Here is a 21,114-nt window from a genome sequence, read left to right on the forward strand (position 1 = left end):
TTCACGAGGCTTCGCCATGGAAGAGCCGTCCGCCCCGATTTCGCCGCCCCGGCCCAAAGTGCTGCTGGTCGATGACGAGGAACCGATCCTCAACAGCCTGCGCCGTCTGCTGCGCGGCCAGCCTTATGACGTGTTGCTGGCCACCAGCGGTGCCCAGGCTCTGGAAATCCTTGAGCAGCAACCGGTGAATCTGGTGATGAGCGATGCGCGCATGCCCAACATGGATGGCGCCACGCTGCTGGCTCGCGTTCATGAGCTGTACCCGGCGACCGCGCGGATCATGCTCACCGGCTACGCCGACCCTTCGGCGATCATCAAGGCCATCAACGAAGGGCAGATCCACCGTTACATCAGCAAACCCTGGAACGACGAGGAAATGCTCCTGACCTTGCGTCAGGCCCTCGAGCATCAGCATCTGGCACGCGAGCGCGAACGTCTGGAAAAACTGACGCGAGTGCAAAACGAACAATTGAAATTGCTCAACAGCACCCTGGAAAAACACGTTGCCGCCCGTACCGCCGAACTGCAGCAGACCGCCGACATGCTCGACCTGGCCTACGAGGAGCTCAAACACAGTTATGTGACCGGCACCGAAGTGTTCTCGCTGCTGGCGAATTTGCGTCTGCCGCCGGCCAAGCAGACCAACCGGCAGATCATCGAGCTGGTACGCGGCTACTGCAAGGTTCATCGGCTGGACGAAGCCGCCAGCCGCGACCTGACCATGGCGGCGGCGCTCTACAACATCGGCAAACTGAGCTGGACTGACAGCATGATGACCACGCCCTCGGACCTGCTGCACTCCACAGAGCGCGACCGCTACCGTGCCTATCCGAAACAGAGCGAATCGCTATTGATGACCCTCGACCCGATGAAGGACGCGGCGCGGCTGATCCTGCACCATCAGGAACACTGGGACGGCACAGGCTTCCCGGACCGGCTCAAGGGCGAGGCCATTCCCCTGGGCTCGCGGCTGTTGAAACTGGCGGTGGATTTCGTCGAGTTGCAGCGCGGGCTGATTCTCGAACGGCAGATGAACAGCGATGAAGCGCTGTTGTACCTGCGCCAGTACGCCGGCAAAGTCTATGATCCTGAGCTGATCGAGGACTTCGTCAAGGTGTGTGCGACGGTCAGCGATATCACGCTGATCGATCCGAGCGTCAGGGTGCTGGGCACCCGGGAGCTGGCAGCGGGGATGATCCTGGCGCGCAATCTCAACGCCGACAACGGCATGTTGCTGCTCAATGCCGGCAAGGTGCTGAGTGCTTTGCTGGTGGACAAACTGATCAGTTTCGAAGCCATGGAGGGCGCTAAATACAAGGTGTTCGTGAAAGTGCCGGAGGAGGGGGAGAGCGTGCTTCTGGCCCAGGGATGATGACGCTGACGCGACCGGCATGGGATCCTTGCGGTTTTTCTCAAGGCCGGTGGCTGCCCCATGACCTCTGTATTCGCTGTTTCCCCTCGCATCATTCGTATTGCCGCCGCGCTGCTGCTCAACTCCGCCGGCCAGACCCTGCTGGTGCGCAAGCGCAACACCACGGCGTTCATGCAACCGGGCGGCAAGATCGAGGCCCACGAGCTGCCGGTGCATGCGCTGGCCCGTGAGCTGGAAGAAGAGCTGGGGCTGGTGATCGATCCGGTGCAGGCGAGCTTTCTCGGCCAGTTCTCGGCACCCGCCGCCAACGAGCCGGGATTCGTCGTGCAGGCCGAGATCTTTCAGCTGACCATCGACGCCAAGGTGTCTCCAGCCGCCGAGATCGAAGAGGTGATCTGGATTGATCCTGCCACCGACGGCGATGTGGTTCTCGCCCCATTGACACGCGACCTGATCCTGCCGTTTTATCGAGCCTCGCTGACCGCGATCGCCTGATCATTCGTGCAAAGGACTTCGTCATGATCCCGCTTCAAGACCTGCTGATTTTTGCCGCCGCCGCCCTGCTGATGGTACTGACGCCGGGGCCGAACATGATCTACCTGATCTCGCGTTCGATCTGTCAGGGACGCCGTGCCGGGGTGACTTCGCTGCTCGGCGTGGTGGCGGGGTTCTTTGTGCATCTGTTCGCGGCGGCTGCCGGTTTGACTGCGGTGTTTCTCGCGGTGCCGATGGCCTATGAAGTGTTGAAATGGGCCGGTGCGCTGTACCTGTTGTGGCTGGCCTGGCAGGCGGTGAAGCCCGGCGCCCGTTCGCCATTCGAGGCGCAGCAACTGCCGGCGGATTCGTCGCGCAAACTGATCACCATGGGCTTTCTAACCAGCGCCCTGAACCCGAAAATCGCGGTGTTCTACCTCTCGGTATTTCCGCAGTTCATTACCCCGGAACACGGCTCGGTGTTCACTCAAAGCATCATTCTCGGCCTGACCCAGATCAGCGTCAGTTTCAGCGTCAATCTGTTGATCGCGCTGTTCGCGGCGGGCATCGCTTCGTGGTTCGTCAGCAATCCGACCTGGCTGGCGGCGCAGCGTTATTTCATGGGGTTTGTGCTCGGCGGTCTGGCCGTACGGCTGATGCTTGAACAACGCCGCTCGGCTTGAGCATGTGGATCGAGCGGCTGGACGCCAGTCATGCGCTCGCTTATCGCGAACTGATGCTGGAAGCCTATGACCGGCATCCGCAGGCGTTCACCTCCAGCGTGCGCGAGCGCGCAGTGATGCCGCTGAGCTGGTGGGAATCACGCCTGACCAGCAAGCTCGACGCGGTGTTCGGCGCGTTCGAGGACGGCCGGCTGGCGGGCATCGTCGGCCTGGCGTTTGAGCCTCGTGAGAAGGCCCGGCACAAGGCAACGGTGTTCGGCATGTATGTGTCGGCCGAGTATCGCCAGCGCGGTCTGGGTTTGAAACTGATGGAGGCGGTGCTGGGTGAAGCGCAGCAGCATCCGGCGCTGAAAGTCATTCAACTGACCGTCACCGCCGGCAATGACGCGGCGTTCAAGTTGTACCAGCGCTGCGGCTTCATCCAGTTCGGCCTCGAACCGATGGCGGTGCGGGTCGGCGAGGACTACTTCGACAAGATCCACATGTGGTGCGCGCCTTTCGTGCCAACCGCCAGCCTCAACGAACCGCGCTGACCCCATCCAGGGTCGAGAACGAAGTGTCCTTGGCCGTCAGCAGGAAGTCGCGCATGTACGGCGCATCCAGCATGTCGGCGCGGATCGCTGCGTACAGCGTGGCAAACAGACCTTTCTCGCCCAGCCGCTTGCCCTTCACGTAACCCCGCGAGCTGTATTCATGCAGCGCCCAGTGCGGCATGCCGCACACGCCACGGCCGCTGGCCACCAGCTGCATCATCATCACCGTCAGCTCCGAGGTGCGTACCTGCGCCGGTTCGATGTCGGCCGGTTCGAGGAAACGGGTGAAGATGTCCAGGCGATCGCGTTCGACCGGGTAGGTGATCAGGGTTTCGGTCAGCAGGTCTTCGGGAACGATGTACGGTTTGCTTGCCAGCACGTGCTGATTGGCGACCGCGAGCATGGCTTCGTAGGTGAACAGCGGCACGTAGGTGATGCCGGCGATTTCCAGCGGGTCGGACGTCACCACCAGATCCAGATCGCCCCGGGCCAGCGCCGGCAGCGGTGCAAACGAGAAACCCGAAGCGAGGTCGAGTTCGACTTCCGGCCAGGCATCGCGGAACTGATCGATGGTCGGCATCAGCCACTGGAAGCAGCTGTGGCATTCGATGGCCATGTGCAGACGTCCGGCAGTGCCACCGGCCAGACGCCCAATGTCACGTTCGGCGGCACGCAGCAGCGGCAGGGTCGCGTCGGCCAGTTGCAACAGGCGCAGGCCGGCGCTGGTGAAGCGCACCGGTTTGGTCTTGCGCACGAACAACGGCATGCCCATGCGCTCTTCCAGCTCCTTGAACTGGTGGGACAGCGCCGACTGGGTCAGGTGCAGGCGGTCGGCTGCATCGACCAGGCTGTCGGCTTCACGCAGGGCATGCAGGGTTTTCAGGTGACGGATCTCAAGCACTGCAGGCTCCATGAGGAAAATTTGTGATCAACACGAAAAGGTTGAGTTTGTCTCATGTTGCCCTGGCTGTCGACAATGGCGCCATCTTTTACGCAATGGAGAACACTCGACATGGCCGTGGCACACACCCTGGGTTTCCCGCGCATCGGCGCCGACCGCGAACTGAAAAAAGCCCTCGAAGCCTGTTGGAAAGGTGATCTTGATCAGGCCGCCCTGAATCAGGTCGGCCGCGAACTGCGCGCCAGACACTGGCAACTGCAGAAGGACGCCGGCATCGACTTGCTGCCGGTCGGCGACTTCGCCTGGTACGACCAGGTGCTGACCCACTCGCTGACCTTCGGTGTGATCCCTGAGCGCTTCGACGCTGTGCGCGACGAGCGCGGCCTGCCGACCCTCGACACCTTGTTTGCCATGGCCCGTGGCGCCACGTCGTCCTGCTGCGGCGGTGAGCACGGCAAGACTCAATACGCCCAAGAGCTGACCAAGTGGTTTGACACCAACTACCACTACCTGGTCCCGGAGTTCAGCGCCGACCAGCAGTTCAAGCTGAGCTGGGAACAGCTGTTCGATGAAGTCGAAGAGGCCAAAGCCCTCGGTCACAACGTCAAACCGGTGATCATCGGCCCGCTGACCTACCTGTGGCTGGGCAAGGCGAAAGGCAACGACTTCGACAAGCTCGATCTGCTCGAGCGCCTGCTGCCGGTGTACAACCAAATCCTCGGTCGTCTCGCGGCACAGGGCGTGGAGTGGGTGCAGATCGATGAGCCGATCCTCACCCTCGACCTGCCGCAAGCCTGGAAAAGCGCTTTCGAACGCGCCTATCACATCCTTCAGTACTCGCCATTGAAGAAACTGGTGGCGACCTATTTCAGTGGCCTGCAAGACAACCTTGGTCTGGCCGTCGGCCTGCCGGTACAAGGTCTGCACATCGACGCCGTGCGGGCGCCGGATCAGCTCGGTCAGGTGCTGGATCGTCTGCCGACCTACAAGATTCTCTCGGTCGGCCTGGTCAACGGGCGCAACGTCTGGCGCTGCGAACTGGAGCAGGCGCTGGCGCAACTGCAACCGGCGCAGGAGCGTTTCGGCGACAACCTGTGGGTCAGCAGTTCCTGCTCGTTGCTGCACAGCCCGGTGGATGTCGAGCGTGAAGACAAGCTCGATCCGGAACTGAAAAGCTGGCTGGCGTTCGCCGTGCAGAAGTGCAGCGAAATCTCGGTGTTGCGTGATGCGCTGAACGACCCGCAAGCGCCGAACGTGCAAAGCGCACTGGCCGCAAGCCGCGCCATTCAGCAAAGCCGCGCCCGTTCGCCGCGCATTCACAAGGCCGAAGTTCAAGCGCGGATCGAGGCGATCAACGCCAGCGACAGCCAGCGTCATTCGCCGTTCGCCAAACGCATCGCCGCGCAACAGGCTCGCTTGAAGTTGCCGACGTTCCCGACCACCACCATCGGCTCGTTCCCGCAGACCGGTTCGATCCGCCTGGCCCGTCAGGCGTACAAGCAGGGCAAGCTGTCGGCCAACGATTACCACGATGCCATGCGCAGCGAAATCCGCCACGCGGTGCAGGTGCAGGAACGCCTGGGCCTGGATGTGCTGGTGCACGGTGAAGCCGAGCGCAACGACATGGTCGAGTACTTCGCCGAACAGCTAGACGGTTACTTGCTCACCCGCTTCGGCTGGGTGCAGAGCTATGGCTCGCGCTGTGTGAAACCGGCGGTGATTTATGGCGATCTGTCCCGTCCTAACGCCATGACCGTGGACTGGATCACTTATGCCCAAGGCCTGACCGACAAGGTCATGAAAGGCATGCTGACCGGTCCGGTGACCATGCTGATGTGGTCGTTCCCGCGCGAAGACGTGTCGCGCAAAGTCCAGGCGCAACAACTGGCGCTGGCTCTGCGGGACGAAGTGGTGGACCTGGAAAACGCCGGGATCAGGATCGTGCAGATCGACGAAGCCGCGTTCCGGGAAGGCCTGCCGCTGCGCCGTGAACAATGGCAGGAATACCTCGACTGGGCCGTGGAGGCGTTCCGCCTGACAGCCTCGGGGGTGAAGGATGAAACGCAGATTCATACCCACATGTGCTACAGCGAATTCAATGACGTGATCAAGGCGATCGCCGACATGGACGCCGACGTCATCACCATCGAAACCTCGCGTTCGGACATGGAATTGCTCGAGGCTTTCGAAGCGTTCGACTACCCGAACGACATCGGCCCGGGTGTCTACGACATCCACTCGCCGCGGGTGCCGGACACTGCCGAGATGGTCAAGTTGATGAGCAAAGCGGTAAAACGGATTCCGGCCCAGCGCCTGTGGGTCAACCCCGACTGCGGGCTGAAAACCCGGGCCTGGCCGGAGACCGAAGCAGCACTGGTCAACATGGTCGCGGCGGCGCGGCAGTTGCGCAGTCAGTTGGCGTAACACGCAAGAGACAGGGAGCGGCGAACCGCTCCCCGGGTCGTGTCAAAGCGCTTCGAACCAGGGCAGCACTGGCGAACGCTTGCCGATGTCGGCGTAGGGCAACGTTTGATCGTCAGCGTGGGTTTTGCCACGGTGTTCAGGCAGTTTCAAATGGGCTTTTTCGAAGTCGCCGAACGCTGGCCTGGCTTTGCTGTAGTGAAAATGTGCATACCACAACAGCCGGGGCGGCTGGAGGCTCAGATCGCGAATTTCGTATTCCTGCAGGTAATCTGGCCGGCCGTCGGTGCGATTGCGCAGTTGCTTCATCAGCGCGACCTTGCGGACCTCCACGGCATTTTGTTGCAGCAGATCTTCGAGCATGCCATCGGTGGGGCTTCGGCTGGCAAGGGTCTGCCGGGTGCGCATTTGCCGTCCTTGAATACGCATTCGGGCCGCCATGGCGTTCAGTTCTGCGATCACCGGATGTCCGGCGGACAGGGCTTCGATATCTTTGGCCCGGCGCGACAAGTCATTGGCTTCACTGACCATCATGTGTTCCAGATCCACCGGGAGCATGTCGTGTTCGGCATAGGTCTGCACCTTTGCCTGATAGGCCGGTTGTCCATCAAGCCGCTTGCGCGCATCGGCCAGCAGTGACGGCAGATGGCGGGGCGCCGGCGGCAGTGTTTGTGGCTGTGGAGTCACCTGGCGATACCGGCCGTTGGTTGCCTGCTCCCAGACTTGCTGCCCGGCTTTGCCGTGGTTCAGGACAAATTGCCGTTTGCGGGTTCTGAGTTCCCAGTTCTCCACCCCGATCAGCCACTGATCGTTTTCGGTCCGGAAGATTTTCTTGTCGCGCTGCCCGCCAGGGCGAGCGGGTACCGGAAGGTCGATGGCCTTTCTGGCACGCTCGGCCATGGCTTCCACGCCGGCCATCAACGGTTCGAACTCTTCCATATGAAAGTACTGGGGGTAACTGGCGGTCCACTGGTTCATTTCCCGGCGGTATTTTGCATAGGTGTCGAGGCAGTCAGTCAGTATCTGCATGCGCTGCGCCCGCGTGGCGCTGACTTCCGAAAGACTGAACTGAGTGAACAGGGCTCGGTCCATGTCGGCCCGCAATTGCCAGGCACTTTGTTGCAGATAACGCCAGGAGATATCGCCGGTGTGTTCGAAGTTCTGCACTGTCTCCAGGCGTTGCGAAGTCTTGACGTACCCGAGATTGAAATCGGTCATGCGTCGGTTCATGTCATCGACCACCGCCCTCAGTCTGGCCCTGTCCGTTTGCACGGTGATGAGGCTGTACCAACGGTTGAGATCGCTCATGAATCCTTCGACGTCCTCGATAGCGCTGATGATCTCGAGACGGGTCCGGTGCATGTCCTGACGCTGTCTCCAGCGCGCGTCGATCGACTCCGCCGGCAGCGCATCGAGGGCCTCATGCTGTGCATCGAGGTCATCCAGTCTTTTCCTGATGCGCTGGTTGGTGATCAGCGCGCGGTGTTTGAGGCGGTCGGTGATCAGTTTGGCGTCGCGGCTCTGTATATCCAGCAAGGCACGCAGCTTGTTGCCGTGGGAAAGGGGACGCAGCTCGGCCACTGTCTGAAACTGACGCTTGGCCAAGGCAATGTCATCCCGGCAGCATTTTTCTGCGGCCAGTCTGAACAGCAGATTATCGGGGTTCTGATAGTGGGTATTGATCACCACATCGCTTCTTCGGACCTGGGCGTCGATGCGGTTGCTCAAGCTGTCACATTCAAGGGTCAGCCGATGGTGCAACCGATAAGCGCGGTCGACCCACCGGCGCGGCAGGCGGTTGCGGATGGCTTGCGGCCAGACCGTATCGAGGGTGTCGGCGATGTACCCCAGCACATTGCCGCCACCGAGTCCCCCGCCCTCGAACGTGGTGCCGTAGACACCGAACCAGGTATCCCACTCACCTGCCTCGTTCAGGGCGATGGGTTGTTTATAGGTCTTGCGGGGGGTGCCGCTCAAACGCCAGTTGCGTGAATCACGACTCCATTCGACCTTGTAGACCCTGCCCTGGCGGACGATGAAATTCCCGTCGGCATGCCGGTAAATGTTTCGCCACACGCCACTGTCGACCGGTTGCACACCGGCCAGCGAGAGCGGGTTCTCATATTCGTATCCGGCGAATCGTTCGACGATGCGGCGCGTCTGGGTTTGATTGCGCAACGTCAGCGCTGCTGAGTCTGTCGCCAGGTTCCGAAGCAGGCGGGTGCGGGTCGCCGAACGGGCTTTGAGGCTCGCGCCGGCGCCGGGCAAAAGATCGATGGCGGCATCGATCAGGCACAGCAGTAGCGATTCGACCTCGGCCAGCCCATCGCCGACCTTGCCCCGCAGAAACGCCGCGACGGCCTGATTGCCGGCGATCCAGGCGTCATACAGCGCAATTGCCGTACCCACGAAGGGCACCAGCCCCAAGGCCATTTTCAGGTAGTTGAATACTCGGGGACCATTGAGGGCATAGCGCTCTTGGTACAGCGCTTCATTTGAGCGCGAGGTGCCGCGATGGGCCTCGATCAGGCGACCCATGTGGGCATCGAGCAGATGCGCAGCGAGCGATGTGGTGGGTGGCCATTTCAGTCCGACGCCGATCATGCCGTCAAAGCGTTTATCCACTGCTTCAGCGATACGTTTTTCGTGGGCTCGGACGCTGCCCTGCAAGGCGCGGCCGGCGAGATAGCGGATCATCGTGTCCTGGCTGCAGCGATGGAACAGATCCTTGCGAGCCGCTTCGAGGCTGTCGTAACCACGCAGGAATCGACCGTCGGGCGCGTCCGGCAGGTACAGCAATGTCGTGCCGCCTGCCTGTTCTTCGATAAAGGTCACGCCGGACAGCGTAGCGGGCCCTTCGCCCGGTGTGTCCGGACCACCGGCGGACAGTAACGCCGGGCGCAGCACAATACGTCGATCACCATGGTTCCAGGCTTCGTCGGTGTCGGCATCGATGGCCGTATCGAAGATCTGCAACGCAGATTGGTCGATCTGATGTTGCAGCCATGCGCATCGACCTTGCAGCCTGAGCATCAGGCGCCAGGGTTCGAGCAGGCATTCGCGCCGATGATCCCGCCGGAACGGCGGCTCGTCGGTCGCGCCTTTGAAGGTGCAGTAGATCAGTTGCTCGTAGGCCTTGGGCAGATCCAGCTCCGGCAGCAGCTTGCGCAGATAGGGAAGGGTGATCCCCTCAAGCAGGACGGAGCGTTCGCGGTCGTCGCTGGCACTGACTTCGACCTGCATGAAGTCCAGGCGCATCAGCAAGGGTTCCAGATTCATCGACGGTGTATTGTCGATGTTGAGCTGCGCCAGGGTCTCCAGCGACAGGCTGCTGCGAGTGGCGCTGGGTATCGCCACCAGCTTCTGAGGTGTGCCGGGGGCGCCGGGCGCGTTGAATGTCTGTTTCTGCAGTGCCACCGAATCCGGCAGGTTCAGTTGCACCGAAAAATGCCCTTCAAGGGAAAAGTCCCGACGCAGCCGTTCCTGCAGACGCTGGCGGGTGAAATCCTCACGAGGCGGCAACGTGACGGCCAGCAAAGCGTGACTGCGGTTCATCGCAACGATCCAGGCCTGGATCAGTTCCTTGAGGGGGCGTTGTTCGGTTTGCGGCAGATTGCGCAGCCAGTCGGGCAACTGTGTGGCGAGGGTGGCGCTGCGTTGCTGATCCAGTCGAAAGTCCATGGCCAGCCGTCGGGCTGCGTGGATTGGCACTTGTAGAAGGGCAAGCGTCTGGCTGCGCAGGTGTTGCAGCTCATCTGCACGCTGTCGTGCCTGCGAGGGTTCGCTGTTGCGTTGGCGAATGGTAGCCGCCCGGGTTTCGAACTCGCCGGTCAGCTGATTCAACGCGTATTGCAGCGGATCGCCTGAGAGGGGTGTCAACGCCAGCGCCGGGCTGTCTGCATTTGCATGCACCTTGAACAACTGCTGTTCCAGGGCCTGGCGATCGGCGAACCGTTGCAGTCCGCCGCCGCTGCCGGGCCAGTAGAGCATCAGGCTTTGCGCGTGGTCTGGCGGGCGCTGCCCGCGCATCAGCACGAACGCGCCGTTGATCTCTTGATGGTTGATCGTGGTCCTGTTTTCCTCGGACTCGGTCAGCGACAGAGTGAGGCTGGCTGCTACAAATTCGCTATCGGCGCTGTCGGCTGTGCCAAGCATTGCTGTGAGCAGGTGATGTTCTTCAACGCTGATCTGATTCAGCGCCCTTTGCATTTGCGCTTCGGCAATCAGCCCTTGTCTGTGGGCGTTGTACAGCGCGGTGAACTGCCGATTGAACGTGGGGATGTCCAACGTTCGCTCGCGCTCGAGCAGTGCCCGCGCGGCGAGGTCGGCGGCTTGCTCGGCGTTTTCCTGCATCGTTTGCAGCGCTCTGAACGATCGCAGGGCTTCATCATCCGCCAATGACTCCAGTGCATCGAACGCTCGCTTGACGGCAACCTGTCGCAGGGACCAGGGCACATCGGCCTGCAGGTTGCCGAACAGTGACGGTTCATCTTCGCTCTCCGGCGTTGGGGCCGGGCTGTCCAGGCCGGGAGGCGCACTGAACGTGGCGAGGTTGCGCTGTCGGTCGATCCGCTCGGCGACGTCCAGCGAGCGAGGACCGTGTTCGGCCAGATTGCGTTTGCCGTCCGATCCGTTGCGCAACGCAGCGACTTGGGTCATTTGCTGCTGCGACAGCCACTCGTTGAAGACCATCGTCAGTGAGCGGCCGACCGCGGCATATTCGACCTGGAGGTTCTCGACCGGCAGTCCGGCGGGCACGAATGGCGGCTGCGCCAGCCAGGTCTGCACATCACTGCGTCGGGCGAAGGCCTGGATCGCATCCGCCTGGTCGGGCACGTACAGCAAGTGCGCAGCGTCGTCTGCGCGACTGATGACCCAGGCGGCCGCCGGTCTGACCCGCACGCCGTTGTGCAGTCGCAGGGTCGGCAGTTCGATGCGCAGGGTATCGTCCGAAGCGCTGCGTGTTTGCGCCCCGTCCATCAGCGCCCACAGGGGTTCCAGCTGTTCAGCCGTTACCGTGCGCCGGGCAAAGGCCATTTGTGCGGCGGCCTCGACATGTCCCCGATACAGACGATCGGCCTGATCCCGGCGGGACAGCGGCGTGCTAGGCGCTCGGGAGCTCCAGTAAGCCTGCCAGCGCTCATCGAGCGCCAGTGCCGGTTCGAGAGCCTTGATTTGTTCAAGCAATTGCGACGGGGTGAGTGTCGACAGGGCGTGGGCGCTGTTCACACCGGTCATCCGGCATCGGTTGTCGAGCCATTCTTCCAGTCGCGGATGCTGGACGACGAAGGCGCAGGCTGCCGTGAGACTGACAAAACGCTGCGCATGCCTGTTGGTCGGGTGAAACAGCAAGCCGCACTGCTGACCGTCCAGCCCCAGTTTCTCGTGGAGCAAGCGGTCGAGGGTATCGCGTACCGAGGGCGCGCTGGCGCACAGTTGGCGCAGCCCTTCGCTGCATGTCCGCCGACGGATTGCCGCGCTTTGCAGCAGGCTTTCATCGACAGAGACGGGCAGACGGGGGAACTCGTGCAGCAGGTTCAGCGGGGCAGGGAGATTTTCTAAAAAGGATCGTTCGACCATGGCGACAAGCTCAGACAAAGAGCGGCGGATCCGCTCATTCAGGCGTCATTCAAGAGCAATGGTCAGGGAGCGGGTGGTGCATGGTTATCGGGTCCAGCCGACCGCTCGGCACTCTTCATCAAACTGTCATCGAACTGTGGCAGCGCGCTTGAACAAACTTCATCAGACTCGCGCTCTACTGGGGTTCTGCGTTTCGGTGTTTTTCATGTTCAAGGGATTTTTTGCAGTCGCGGCGTTGTTGGCCGCGGTTTTTTTAGTTCCGGCGTCCTATGCGGCGTCGCGTTGCGACGTCAATGTACCGACCGAACGGGTCGATCTGGAGCAGGTGAGCCTGGCGTACCAGAGCATCGGCCGTGCGTCGGATCCGGCGCTGCTGCTGGTGATGGGGCTGGGCGGACAGTTGATCCACTGGCCGGATGAAGTGCTGGTCGCGCTGTGTCAGCAGGGGTTCCGGGTGATCCGCTATGACAACCGCGATGTCGGTCTTTCGACCTGGCGCCAGGCGCCGGCCGACGCCAACCTGACCTTTGAAGTGCTGCGCTACAAACTCGGCCTGCCGGTGGCGGCGCCTTACAGCCTGACCGACATGGCCGACGATGCGCTGGGCCTGATGGACGCGCTGCACGTCGAGCAATTCCACGTGCTCGGCGCGAGCATGGGCGGGATGATCGCTCAGCACATGGCGGCGATGGCCCCGCAACGGGTCGAGAGCCTGACGCTGATCATGACCAGCTCCGGCGCCGAAGGGCTGCCGGCGCCGAGCGCGGCGTTGGTGCAGTTGTTGTCACGGCGCGGTGCTCCCAATCGCCAGATCGCCTTGGAGCAACAGGCGGATCTGCTGGCGGCGCTGGGCAGTCCGACGGTCACTGATGATCGCCAGATGTTGCTGCATCAGGCGGCGCTGTCCTATGACCGGGCGTTCAACCCTGAAGGCGTGAAGCGCCAGATCATGGCGATCCTCGCCGAACCGAGTCGGGTGGCGTTGCTCAATCAACTGCGCGTCCCGACCCTGGTGGTGCATGGCACGGCGGATCCGCTGCTGCCGGTGATGCACGGCGTGCACCTGGCGGCGCACATTCGTGGCAGTCAGTTGCGACTGATTCCGGGGCTGGCGCACCGTTTTCAGGAAGCGTTCAAGGAGCCGTTGCTGGCGGCGGTGTTGCCGTATTTGCGCGAGCATCGCGAAGACACGTCGCACTGGGCGCAGATTTTAGGCTCGGGATCTGATTTTCTCTGAATGTAGATCGTTAGTTTTATTTCTATAATTTTAGAAAGTTAGTTGGATTTGCTCTTAGCAAGGGTTTCTTATTTCATTTTTATCTTGCGAACTGTTATTTCTGACAGTGGCGTGCTTGTGGTTGTCCGTTTATTTTTATATTGCGATGACGCATTGGTTTTATAAGGAAAGTGACATGAGAAATGGAAAGTTGTGGATGCTGGTGTTGTTTTTGCTGCAGGTAATATCGGGTCACGCTTATGCCATGACGGAGGATGAAATGGAAGAGGCGTATTGGGCTGATCCCGGAAAGTTTGATGCGGCCGCAGCAGCGTGGGATGAAGCTAGAAAGCCAAAACCACCAAATGCGTGTGAGACTGCCTGGAATAATAACACTGCTAATCATAGTTGCCTGACACATACGATTGCGGTTGAGCCAAATGGCAAATGCACTTTTGACTCAATTACGTGCAAGGATGGTGGGACTAATCCGACTAGTAATTGGACAGGCAACACAATTAGTGAAGCTCTTTCGGTAGTGCATGTGAATTCTTCTACCACCTATCTGGATTTAACAACTACACCCGAAATAGTTGGTCATTTGAACAACTGCCATGGGGCCCTTACAACTAGTCAATGTAAATAGCTGGACTCACGGTAAACGGTAAACGGTGACGAGCGTGATTTTTTATGCATGCAGCCGCACCCACACCGACACCAGCACCGTCGCCGCCATCAGCCACGCCACTGCCGCGACCGCCAGCGAAGCTTCGAGGCGCATGCGGTCGACCATCACGTACAGCGTCGCCAGATAGACGAAGTACGGAATGATCGACCACATGCCGAAGACGATGGTGGTCTTCAGGTCGTCGATCGAACGGCCCTTGCCGACGATGTAGTGGGCGATCAGGGCGAAGGTCGGGAACAGCGGCACCAGCCCGGCAATGTAGTAGTTTTTGGTCTTGGCCAGCATGGCGAGGATCACCACCACGGCCGCACCGAGCATTGCCTTGAAAATCAGATCCACGTTGTTCTCGCTTAATGGCTCAGGCCGTATTTTTTCACTTTGTCGAACAGCGTGGTCTTGGCCATGCCCAGTTCCAGGCTGGCCTGGGTCAGGTTGCCGCCGCTGCGTTGCAGGGCGTCGCTGAGCAGGTTGCGTTCGAACGCTTCCACCGCTTCGGCGAACGCCAGGCCCTGACCTGCGCTGCCCGCGCCGGTTTTCTTGAACGCCGGCAAACCGAGGGCAAAACGCTCGGCGACGTTGCGCAGTTCGCGCACGTTGCCCGGCCAGTCGTGGCTCATCAGGCTCGACAACGTCTGGTTGTCCAGCTCCGGCAGCGCCCGGTCGAAACGCAGGGCCGATTGCTGGGTGAAGTGTTCGAACAGTTGCAGGATGTCTTCGCGGCGTTCGCGCAGGGGCGGCAGTTCCAGCGTCACCACGTTGAGGCGGTAGTACAAGTCACTGCGAAATTCCCCGGCCTTGCTCGACTCGTCGAGGTCGGACTTGGTGGCCGCAATCACCCGGCAATCCACCGCCACGCTCTGGTTCGAGCCGAGGCGTTCGAGGGTGCGCTCCTGCAATACCCGCAGCAGTTTGATCTGCAACGGCAGCGGCATGCTTTCCACTTCGTCGAGGAAGAGCGTGCCGCCGTCGGCGTGCTCGATCTTGCCGATCCGCCGCTTGCCGGCGCCGGTGAAGGCGTTGGCTTCGTGACCGAAGATTTCGCTTTCGAACAGGTTTTCCGGCAGACCGCCGCAGTTCAGCGCGACGAACTGTTTGGTGTGGCGTCGGCTGAAATCGTGCAGGCAGCGGGCGACCAGTTCCTTGCCGGTGCCGGTCTCGCCTTCGATCAATACGTTGGCCGAGGTGTCGGCGACGTTGGCGATCAGTTCGCGCAGGTTCTGCATGGCCGGCGAACGCCCGATGATCCGCCCTTCAAGGGAATCGCGTTCGGCCAGTTGCCGGCGCAGGGACGAGACTTCGCGATTGAGGCTGCGTTGCTCCAGCGCACGACGGGCCACGTCCACCAGTCGTTCAGGGGAGAACGGTTTTTCCATGAAGTCGTAGGCGCCTTTCTGCATCGCGCCGACGGCCATGGAGATGTCGCCGTGGCCGGTGATCAGCACCACCGGCAGGCTGCGGTCGCGTTGCTTGAGCCGGGTCAGCAGTTCCAGGCCGTCGATGCCCGGCAGGCGAATGTCGCTGATGACGATCCCGGCGAAGTTGTCGCCGACCTGCTCCAGCGCTTCTTCGGCACTGCCCACGCCGATGCAGGGGATGTCTTCGAGGGTCAGCGCCTGCTGGCAGCCGAGCAGGACATGGGGGTCGTCTTCGACGATCAATACACTGAGGTCGTTGTTCATATTGGCTCGGCAGGAGTAGGGCTTACCAACGGTAAACTGAGGACGAAAGTGGTACCACCGCTGGCCGGGTGCTCGACACCCAGATGCCCGCCGGTGGCGGCGGCGAGGCTGGCCGACAGGGTCAGGCCGAGGCCCAGGCCCTGTTCGCCGGGTTTGGTGGTGAAGAACGGTTCGAAAAGGTGCTTGCGCGCTTCGGCGTCGATGCCGTGGCCGTTGTCGCGCACTCGCAGGCGATATTTGCCGTTGAATTCTTCACCTTCGAGCCACAGTTCCGGCAGCGGTTGCGCCTGCATGGCGTCGAGGGCGTTGCCGATCAGGTTGACCAGAATCTGTTCCAGGCGGGTCTGGTCGATCTGCACCTGCGCATCGTCGAATTGCCGATGCAATTGCAGTGAAGCACTTTCAACTCGGGCGCCGAGCACTTGCAGCGCAGCATCCACCGCTTTGCCGAGGCTGGCGCGGCCCTTGTCGTCACCGCGCCGGGCGAAGGAGCGCAGGCTGGCGGTGATCCGGCCCATGCGGTCGATCAGGTCGTTGATGGTCTTGAGGTTGGTGCTGGCGACATCGAGCTGGCCGCGCTCGAGGAAGCGAATGGTGTTGCCCGACAGCGTGCGCATCGCCGCCAGCGGCTGGTTCAGTTCGTGGGCGATGCTGGTGGACATCTGGCCGATGGCCGCGAGTTTGCCGGCCTGCACCAGTTCGTCCTGGGCGCGGCGCAAGGTTTCTTCGGCCTGACGCCGTTCGCGGATCTGGCTCTTGAGCCGGTCATTGCTGGCGCGCAGGTCGGCGGTGCGTTCGGTAATCCGACGCTCCAGCTGATTGTTGGCTTCCTGCAGGGCTTCGCGGGCGGCGAGGCGGGTGGCGATGACCTTGCGCCGTTCGTTCCAGGCGATCAGCAGGAACGCCACCAGGGCAAACGCCACGGCTACCAGAATCCCCTGATTGATCGCTTCGCGCCGCAGATCCTGCAACGGGGTGAGCAGGGTGAAATTCCACGGGGTATCGCTCAGCGGTCGGGTTTGCGCCAGATAGCTGATGTTTTCCTCATCGCCATCCTGTTGGCTCGGCACTTCGCTGTTGGCCGGGAACGTGAGCTTTTCCACGCCTTCGGACAGGGTTTCCCGGGCCAGCGGTTGCAATTCGTTCAGCGGGAACCAGTAGTACTGCAGGCTGCGGGCGAGTTTTTCCTTGGTCTCGTCGCTCAGCGGTATCACCGATTTCAGGCGCCGGGCCGGATCGCTGGAGAGAATGATGATGCCGTTTTCATCGCTGACGAACGCTTCGAGACGCGCTCGCTGCCAGCGTTCTTCCATGGCTTCCAGGCGTACCTTGACCACCGCGACGCCGATGATCTTGCCGTGTTCTTCGAGGCCGTGGGCCAGGTAGTAACCGGGTTCGCCGTTGGTGCTGCCGATCCCGTAGAAACGTCCGGGCTGGCCGCGGATGGCGTTCTGGAAGTAGGCGCGGAACGACAGGTCTTCACCAAGATAACTGTCGACGTCGCGCCAGTTGCTGGTGGCCATGACCCGGCCGGTGGTGTCCATGACGTAGATGGCCCGACTGCGGCTGCGCCGGTTCAGGCCTTCAAGGTAATCGTTGACCGTTTGCCGGTGTTCCGGGGTCGGGTCGTCCAGCAGCAGCGAAACGCTCGACTCGAGTTCCAGCAGGCTGGGCAGGTAGGTGTATTTGCTGATCTCGCTTTCGACCGCGCGGGCGTGCAGTTCCAGCTGGCGCTGGCCGTTTTCGCCGAGGCTGCGGATGCCGAAATGTTCACTGGTCCAGAAGCCGATGTAACCCAGTCCGATCATCAGGGCGATGACCAGCGGCGGCAGGAACAGGTGGCGGATCAGACGGGGTTTCACGGCAAGTGATGGCGGCGTGGCGCGATAGAGAGTGGGGTCGCATTTCATCACAGATGCCTTGGGTCAACCACCTGCATTCCCCGACAGAGGATGTCGGGGAATGCAGCCGTTTTTAGTGCTGCAGGATTTTCTCGAGGAAATGCTGCGCGCGTTCGGAGCGTTGGCTGATGTCGCCAAAGAACTCTTCTTTCTTGCAGTCTTCGATGATCTTGCCGGCGTCCATGAAGATCACGCGGTCGGCCACTTTACGGGCGAAGCCCATTTCGTGGGTCACGCACATCATGGTCATGCCTTCGTGGGCCAGTTGCACCATTACGTCGAGCACTTCGTTGACCATTTCCGGGTCCAGCGCCGAGGTCGGTTCGTCGAACAGCATGACGATCGGGTCCATCGCCAGCGCACGGGCGATCGCCACACGCTGTTGCTGACCGCCGGACAACTGGCCCGGATGTTTGTGGGCATGAGCCGACAGGCCGACGCGCTCGAGCAGTTGCAGGCCTTTCTTGGTGGCTTCTTCCTTGCTGCGGCCCAGCACCTTGATCTGCGCGATGGTCAGGTTTTCGGTGATGGTCAGGTGCGGGAACAGTTCGAAATGCTGGAACACCATGCCGACGCGCGAGCGCAGTTTCGGCAGGTTGGTCTTCGGATCGGCAATCGACGTGCCGTCGACCACGATGTCGCCTTTCTGGAACGGCTCCAGTGCGTTGACGCACTTGATCAGGGTCGACTTGCCCGAACCGGACGGACCGCAGACCACGATCACTTCACCCTTTTTGACCTCGGTGCTGCAATCGGTCAGCACCTGGAAGTCCCCATACCACTTGTTGATGTTCTTGATAGAGATCATACGGCGAACCTTTTTTGCAGACGCTTGACCAGCACCGAGGCGGCAAAGCTGATGGTGAAGTACACGAGACCTGCGAAGATCAGGAACTCATTCGAGCGGCCAATGATGTCGCCACTGGCGCGCGAGGCGTTGAGGAAGTCCACCAGGCCCACGGTGTAGACCAGCGAGGTGTCCTGGAACAGGATGATGCTCTGCTGCAGCAGCAGCGGGGTCATCTTGCGGAACGCCTGGGGCAGGATGATCAGGCGCATCATCTGGCCGTAGGTCATGCCCAGTGCCTGCGCCGCGCCCATCTGGCCTTTCGGGATCGACTGCACGCCGGCCCGGACGATTTCGCAGAAGTAGGCCGCTTCGAACATCATGAAGGCCACGATGCACGAGGTGAACGCACCGATCGGGGTGTCCTCGCCGGTGATCCAGCGCAGCACGAACGGCACTGCCAGGTAGAACCAGGTGATCACCAGCAGCAGCGGGATCGAACGGAAATAGTTGACGTACGCGCCGGCGATGCTCGACAGCAGTTTGCTGTGGGACAGACGCATCAGCGCGAGGATGGTGCCGAGGATGATCCCGCCGACCACGCCCAGCGCCATCAGCTTGAGGGTCATCAGCATGCCGTTCCACAGGCCGGGAATGGCCGGAACGATGCCACTGAAATCGAATTCCATTATTTACCCCCCACGGAGATCAGGCCGGGCACGGCGACTTTCTTCTCGACCATGCGCATCAGCAGCATCAGGCTCATGTTGAGGGTGAAATAGATCAGGGTCGCCAGGGTGAAGGCTTCAAACAGGTTGGCCGAGAATTCGGCGGTCTGTTTGGTTTGCGCCAGCAGCTCCATCAGACCGATCAGGGACGCCACGGAGGAGTTCTTGAACACGTTCAGGAATTCCGAGGTGAGCGGCGGAATGATGATCCGGTAGGCTTGGGGCAGCAGCACGTTCCAGTAGATCTGCGGCAGCTTGAAACCCATGGCGCGGGCGGCGGATTCCTGGCCGCGTGGCAGTGCCTGGATACCGGTGCGAACCTGTTCGCAGACCCGGGCGGCGGTGAACAGGCCCAGGCACACGACAACACTCAGGTAGGCCGAAGTGGTCGGGTTCAGGTCCTGCTTGTACCATTCCTGCAGATCCGGCGGCAGCAGATCGGGCACCAGGAAGTACCAGATGAACAGCTGAACCAGCAGCGGCACGTTGCGGAACAGTTCGACGTAGCAGGTCGCGATGCCCGACACGATGCGGTTCGGCACGGTGCGCATGATGCCCAGCAGCGAGCCGAGCAACAGGGCGATGATCCAGGCCACGATGGCGATGGCGATGGTCCAGCCCAGACCGGAAATGAACCAGTCGAGATAGGTCTCGCTGCCCACGCCGGTGGACTTGAAGAACACGCCCCAGTCCCAGTTGTAATTCATTAGGGTCTCCCCTCGATTCGATCGATGTACAAGTGCCCGCCTGGGGAAGCTCCGTTCCCACCCTGATTGTGAAAATCAGGCACACGCGATCGGCTCGACAGCCACCGGTTCGAGTGTTTCCAATAAGTGCCAGCAGGGAGTGACCATCCCCTGAGAAGGCAGGCGCCTCCTCAGGGGATAAGGTTAGTCAGAAATCAGGATTTCTTGTCGTCAGCCGCTTTGTCGGTCGGATTGGCGATCAGGGCCTTGAGCTCGTCGCTCATCGGGAAGTTCAGGTTCAGGCCTTTTGGCGGAATCGGCTGCATGAACCATTTTTCGTAGATCTTGTTGATCTCACCCGAAGCGTAGGTCGCCTTGATGGCGTCGTCGACAGCCTTTTTGAACGGCTCGTCGCCCTTGCGCATCATGCAGCCATAGATTTCGTACGACTGTGGAGTGCCGGTCACGGCCCAGTCGGAGGCTTTCTTGGCTTTGGCGGCTTCGCCGGCCAGCAGGGCGTCGTCCATCATGAACGCGACGGCACGACCCGATTCCAGCATCTGGAAGGATTCACCGTGGTCCTTGGCGGAGATCACGTTCATGCCCATCTGCTTGTCGGCGTTCATTGCCTTGAGGATGCGCTCGGAAGTGGTGCCGGCGGTGGTCACGACGTTCTTGCCTTTCAGATCGTCGAAGTCCTTGTACTTGGAGTCAGCCTTGGACAGCAGACGGGTACCGATTTCGAAGATGCCGACGGAGAAGTCGACCTGTTGCTGACGCTCGACGTTGTTGGTGGTGGAGCCGCACTCGACGTCCACGGTGCCGTTCTGCACCAGCGGGATACGGGTTTGCGAAGTGACGAGGTTGTATTTGACCTGCAGGTTTGGCAGGTCGAGGTCTTTCTTGATCGCTTCGACGATGGCCAGCTGGATATCGTGGGAGTAGCCGACCGGCTTGCCGGAAGCGTCAGCGATGTAGGAGAAAGGAATGGAAGCGTCACGGTGGCCCAAAGTAATGACGCCGGACTCTTTGATCTTCTTAAGGGTGCCGGTGAGTTCGGCAGCGAAAACTGGTGTGCTGATCAGAGCGGCAGCAATGGCTGCGCCCAGGATATGGGGAACGATGCGCATCAAATTTTCCTCGACATTGTTTTTTTTATGGAGCCGGTTGAGCGGGCCCTTTGTACTTCGAATGCCTGACGGCTCCTGCTGTGTTGGCGCAACAGGCATTCGTCGAAGGAGTGTAGAGCATGAGTCGTGCCAGACCAGTCGATAGGCGTTAATGCATTGATTTATAACGTTATTAAAGTTTTGTGATGGTGTTTTTCCATCAATCTGATCCGGTTAACCGAATTGACCGTCAGGTCGCGTTCGGAAAACCGAACGTCTTCGCTGCGCCTTGTTTCAGCCTGAATGCAAAAAGCCCCTGAATCTCTCGATTCAGGGGCTTTTTGTTCAACGACGAA

General features: G+C 60.9%; 16 protein-coding genes. 7 read left to right on the forward strand and 9 right to left on the reverse strand.

Annotated features, from left to right (window positions below):
* Window positions 1–16: 16 nt before the first annotated feature.
* Genes nosR through QRN46_RS00775 form a run of 4 tightly spaced genes read left to right on the forward strand, consistent with a single transcriptional unit; the run spans window position 17 to window position 3,062 of the window.
* Window positions 17–1,372, forward strand: coding sequence for a response regulator c-di-GMP phosphodiesterase, NosR family (gene nosR / locus QRN46_RS00760; RefSeq protein WP_201816395.1), 1,356 nt, complete (start codon window positions 17–19; stop codon window positions 1,370–1,372).
* Window positions 1,373–1,432: 60 nt separating this feature from the next.
* On the forward strand, window positions 1,433–1,867 hold the full coding sequence (locus QRN46_RS00765) for an NUDIX hydrolase (protein WP_201816393.1): 435 nt from the start codon (window positions 1,433–1,435) through the stop codon (window positions 1,865–1,867).
* 23 nt (window positions 1,868–1,890) lie between these two features.
* Entirely contained in the window at window positions 1,891–2,529 is a 639-nt protein-coding gene (locus tag QRN46_RS00770; protein WP_011335760.1) for a LysE family translocator, read from the forward strand.
* Window positions 2,530–2,531: 2 nt separating this feature from the next.
* Window positions 2,532–3,062 (forward strand): GNAT family N-acetyltransferase, encoded by a 531-nt coding sequence (locus QRN46_RS00775; RefSeq protein ID WP_011335759.1) that lies wholly within the window; start codon window positions 2,532–2,534, stop codon window positions 3,060–3,062.
* Here QRN46_RS00775 and metR read toward each other — a convergent pair.
* The gene (metR, locus tag QRN46_RS00780; protein WP_011335758.1) at window positions 3,046–3,963 is read right to left on the reverse strand and encodes a transcriptional regulator MetR; all 918 of its coding nucleotides are present in this window, start codon (window positions 3,961–3,963) and stop codon (window positions 3,046–3,048) included. The genes QRN46_RS00775 and metR overlap by 17 nt on opposite strands.
* Window positions 3,964–4,074: 111 nt before the next feature.
* Here metR and metE point away from each other — a divergent pair, with 111 nt between their 5' ends.
* Complete coding sequence (metE, locus tag QRN46_RS00785; RefSeq protein WP_041475419.1) at window positions 4,075–6,387, forward strand: 5-methyltetrahydropteroyltriglutamate--homocysteine S-methyltransferase; 2,313 nt, start codon at window positions 4,075–4,077, stop codon at window positions 6,385–6,387.
* Window positions 6,388–6,429: 42 nt separating this feature from the next.
* Here the strand turns inward: metE and QRN46_RS00790 are convergent, their stop codons facing one another.
* Complete coding sequence (locus QRN46_RS00790; protein ID WP_285354174.1) at window positions 6,430–11,964, reverse strand: dermonecrotic toxin domain-containing protein; 5,535 nt, start codon at window positions 11,962–11,964, stop codon at window positions 6,430–6,432.
* 205 nt (window positions 11,965–12,169) lie between these two features.
* Here QRN46_RS00790 and QRN46_RS00795 point away from each other — a divergent pair, with 205 nt between their 5' ends.
* Window positions 12,170–13,201, forward strand: a complete 1,032-nt coding sequence (locus QRN46_RS00795; RefSeq protein WP_221615286.1) for an alpha/beta fold hydrolase — start codon at window positions 12,170–12,172, stop codon at window positions 13,199–13,201.
* Between the two features lie 175 nt (window positions 13,202–13,376).
* Window positions 13,377–13,826: a hypothetical protein gene (locus QRN46_RS00800; protein ID WP_146615285.1), complete on the forward strand. Its 450-nt coding sequence runs from the start codon at window positions 13,377–13,379 to the stop codon at window positions 13,824–13,826.
* A gap of 42 nt (window positions 13,827–13,868) precedes the next feature.
* Here the strand turns inward: QRN46_RS00800 and QRN46_RS00805 are convergent, their stop codons facing one another.
* From QRN46_RS00805 to QRN46_RS00835, 7 genes are all read right to left on the reverse strand, one after another.
* Window positions 13,869–14,198, reverse strand: a complete 330-nt coding sequence (locus QRN46_RS00805; RefSeq protein ID WP_162831789.1) for a GlpM family protein — start codon at window positions 14,196–14,198, stop codon at window positions 13,869–13,871.
* Between the two features lie 20 nt (window positions 14,199–14,218).
* Entirely contained in the window at window positions 14,219–15,547 is a 1,329-nt protein-coding gene (gene aauR, locus QRN46_RS00810) for a two-component response regulator AauR (RefSeq protein WP_085606770.1), read from the reverse strand.
* Window positions 15,544–17,457: a two-component sensor histidine kinase AauS gene (gene aauS / locus QRN46_RS00815; RefSeq protein WP_285354175.1), complete on the reverse strand. Its 1,914-nt coding sequence runs from the start codon at window positions 17,455–17,457 to the stop codon at window positions 15,544–15,546. Before aauS ends, aauR begins: the two co-directional genes overlap by 4 nt.
* Window positions 17,458–17,521: 64 nt before the next feature.
* Window positions 17,522–18,256 carry an amino acid ABC transporter ATP-binding protein gene (locus QRN46_RS00820; RefSeq protein ID WP_007953170.1) on the reverse strand — a complete coding sequence of 245 codons (735 nt, stop codon included), beginning with the start codon at window positions 18,254–18,256 and terminating at the stop codon, window positions 17,522–17,524.
* Window positions 18,253–18,924 carry an amino acid ABC transporter permease gene (locus QRN46_RS00825; protein WP_007953172.1) on the reverse strand — a complete coding sequence of 224 codons (672 nt, stop codon included), beginning with the start codon at window positions 18,922–18,924 and terminating at the stop codon, window positions 18,253–18,255. The genes QRN46_RS00820 and QRN46_RS00825 overlap by 4 nt, the downstream gene beginning before the upstream one ends.
* The gene (locus QRN46_RS00830; RefSeq protein ID WP_007953174.1) at window positions 18,924–19,670 is read right to left on the reverse strand and encodes an amino acid ABC transporter permease; all 747 of its coding nucleotides are present in this window, start codon (window positions 19,668–19,670) and stop codon (window positions 18,924–18,926) included. Before QRN46_RS00830 ends, QRN46_RS00825 begins: the two co-directional genes overlap by 1 nt.
* 194 nt (window positions 19,671–19,864) lie before the next feature.
* A complete protein-coding gene (locus QRN46_RS00835) occupies window positions 19,865–20,779 on the reverse strand; it encodes a glutamate/aspartate ABC transporter substrate-binding protein (protein ID WP_011335750.1) in 915 nt (304 codons plus the stop codon).
* Window positions 20,780–21,114: the final 335 nt, after the last annotated feature.

This window comes from Pseudomonas sp. lyk4-R2A-10 (assembly GCF_030209075.1).
In the GTDB taxonomy this organism is placed as follows: Bacteria; Pseudomonadota; Gammaproteobacteria; order Pseudomonadales; family Pseudomonadaceae; genus Aquipseudomonas; species Aquipseudomonas glycinae.

Excerpts from the sequence above, each read along its gene's own strand:
- nosR (WP_201816395.1), top strand. The coding sequence starts at position 17 with ATGGAAGAGCCGTCCGCCCCGATTTCGCCGCCCCGGCCCAAAGTGCTG.
- QRN46_RS00835 (WP_011335750.1), bottom strand. The coding sequence starts at position 20,779 with ATGCGCATCGTTCCCCATATCCTGGGCGCAGCCATTGCTGCCGCTCTG.
- QRN46_RS00820 (WP_007953170.1), bottom strand. The coding sequence starts at position 18,256 with ATGATCTCTATCAAGAACATCAACAAGTGGTATGGGGACTTCCAGGTG.
- QRN46_RS00765 (WP_201816393.1), top strand. The coding sequence starts at position 1,433 with ATGACCTCTGTATTCGCTGTTTCCCCTCGCATCATTCGTATTGCCGCC.
- QRN46_RS00775 (WP_011335759.1), top strand. The coding sequence starts at position 2,532 with ATGTGGATCGAGCGGCTGGACGCCAGTCATGCGCTCGCTTATCGCGAA.
- QRN46_RS00770 (WP_011335760.1), top strand. The coding sequence starts at position 1,891 with ATGATCCCGCTTCAAGACCTGCTGATTTTTGCCGCCGCCGCCCTGCTG.
- aauR (WP_085606770.1), bottom strand. The coding sequence starts at position 15,547 with ATGAACAACGACCTCAGTGTATTGATCGTCGAAGACGACCCCCATGTC.
- QRN46_RS00795 (WP_221615286.1), top strand. The coding sequence starts at position 12,170 with ATGTTCAAGGGATTTTTTGCAGTCGCGGCGTTGTTGGCCGCGGTTTTT.
- metE (WP_041475419.1), top strand. The coding sequence starts at position 4,075 with ATGGCCGTGGCACACACCCTGGGTTTCCCGCGCATCGGCGCCGACCGC.
- QRN46_RS00830 (WP_007953174.1), bottom strand. The coding sequence starts at position 19,670 with ATGAATTACAACTGGGACTGGGGCGTGTTCTTCAAGTCCACCGGCGTG.
- QRN46_RS00790 (WP_285354174.1), bottom strand. The coding sequence starts at position 11,964 with ATGGTCGAACGATCCTTTTTAGAAAATCTCCCTGCCCCGCTGAACCTG.
- QRN46_RS00800 (WP_146615285.1), top strand. The coding sequence starts at position 13,377 with ATGAGAAATGGAAAGTTGTGGATGCTGGTGTTGTTTTTGCTGCAGGTA.
- QRN46_RS00825 (WP_007953172.1), bottom strand. The coding sequence starts at position 18,924 with ATGGAATTCGATTTCAGTGGCATCGTTCCGGCCATTCCCGGCCTGTGG.
- aauS (WP_285354175.1), bottom strand. The coding sequence starts at position 17,457 with ATGAAATGCGACCCCACTCTCTATCGCGCCACGCCGCCATCACTTGCC.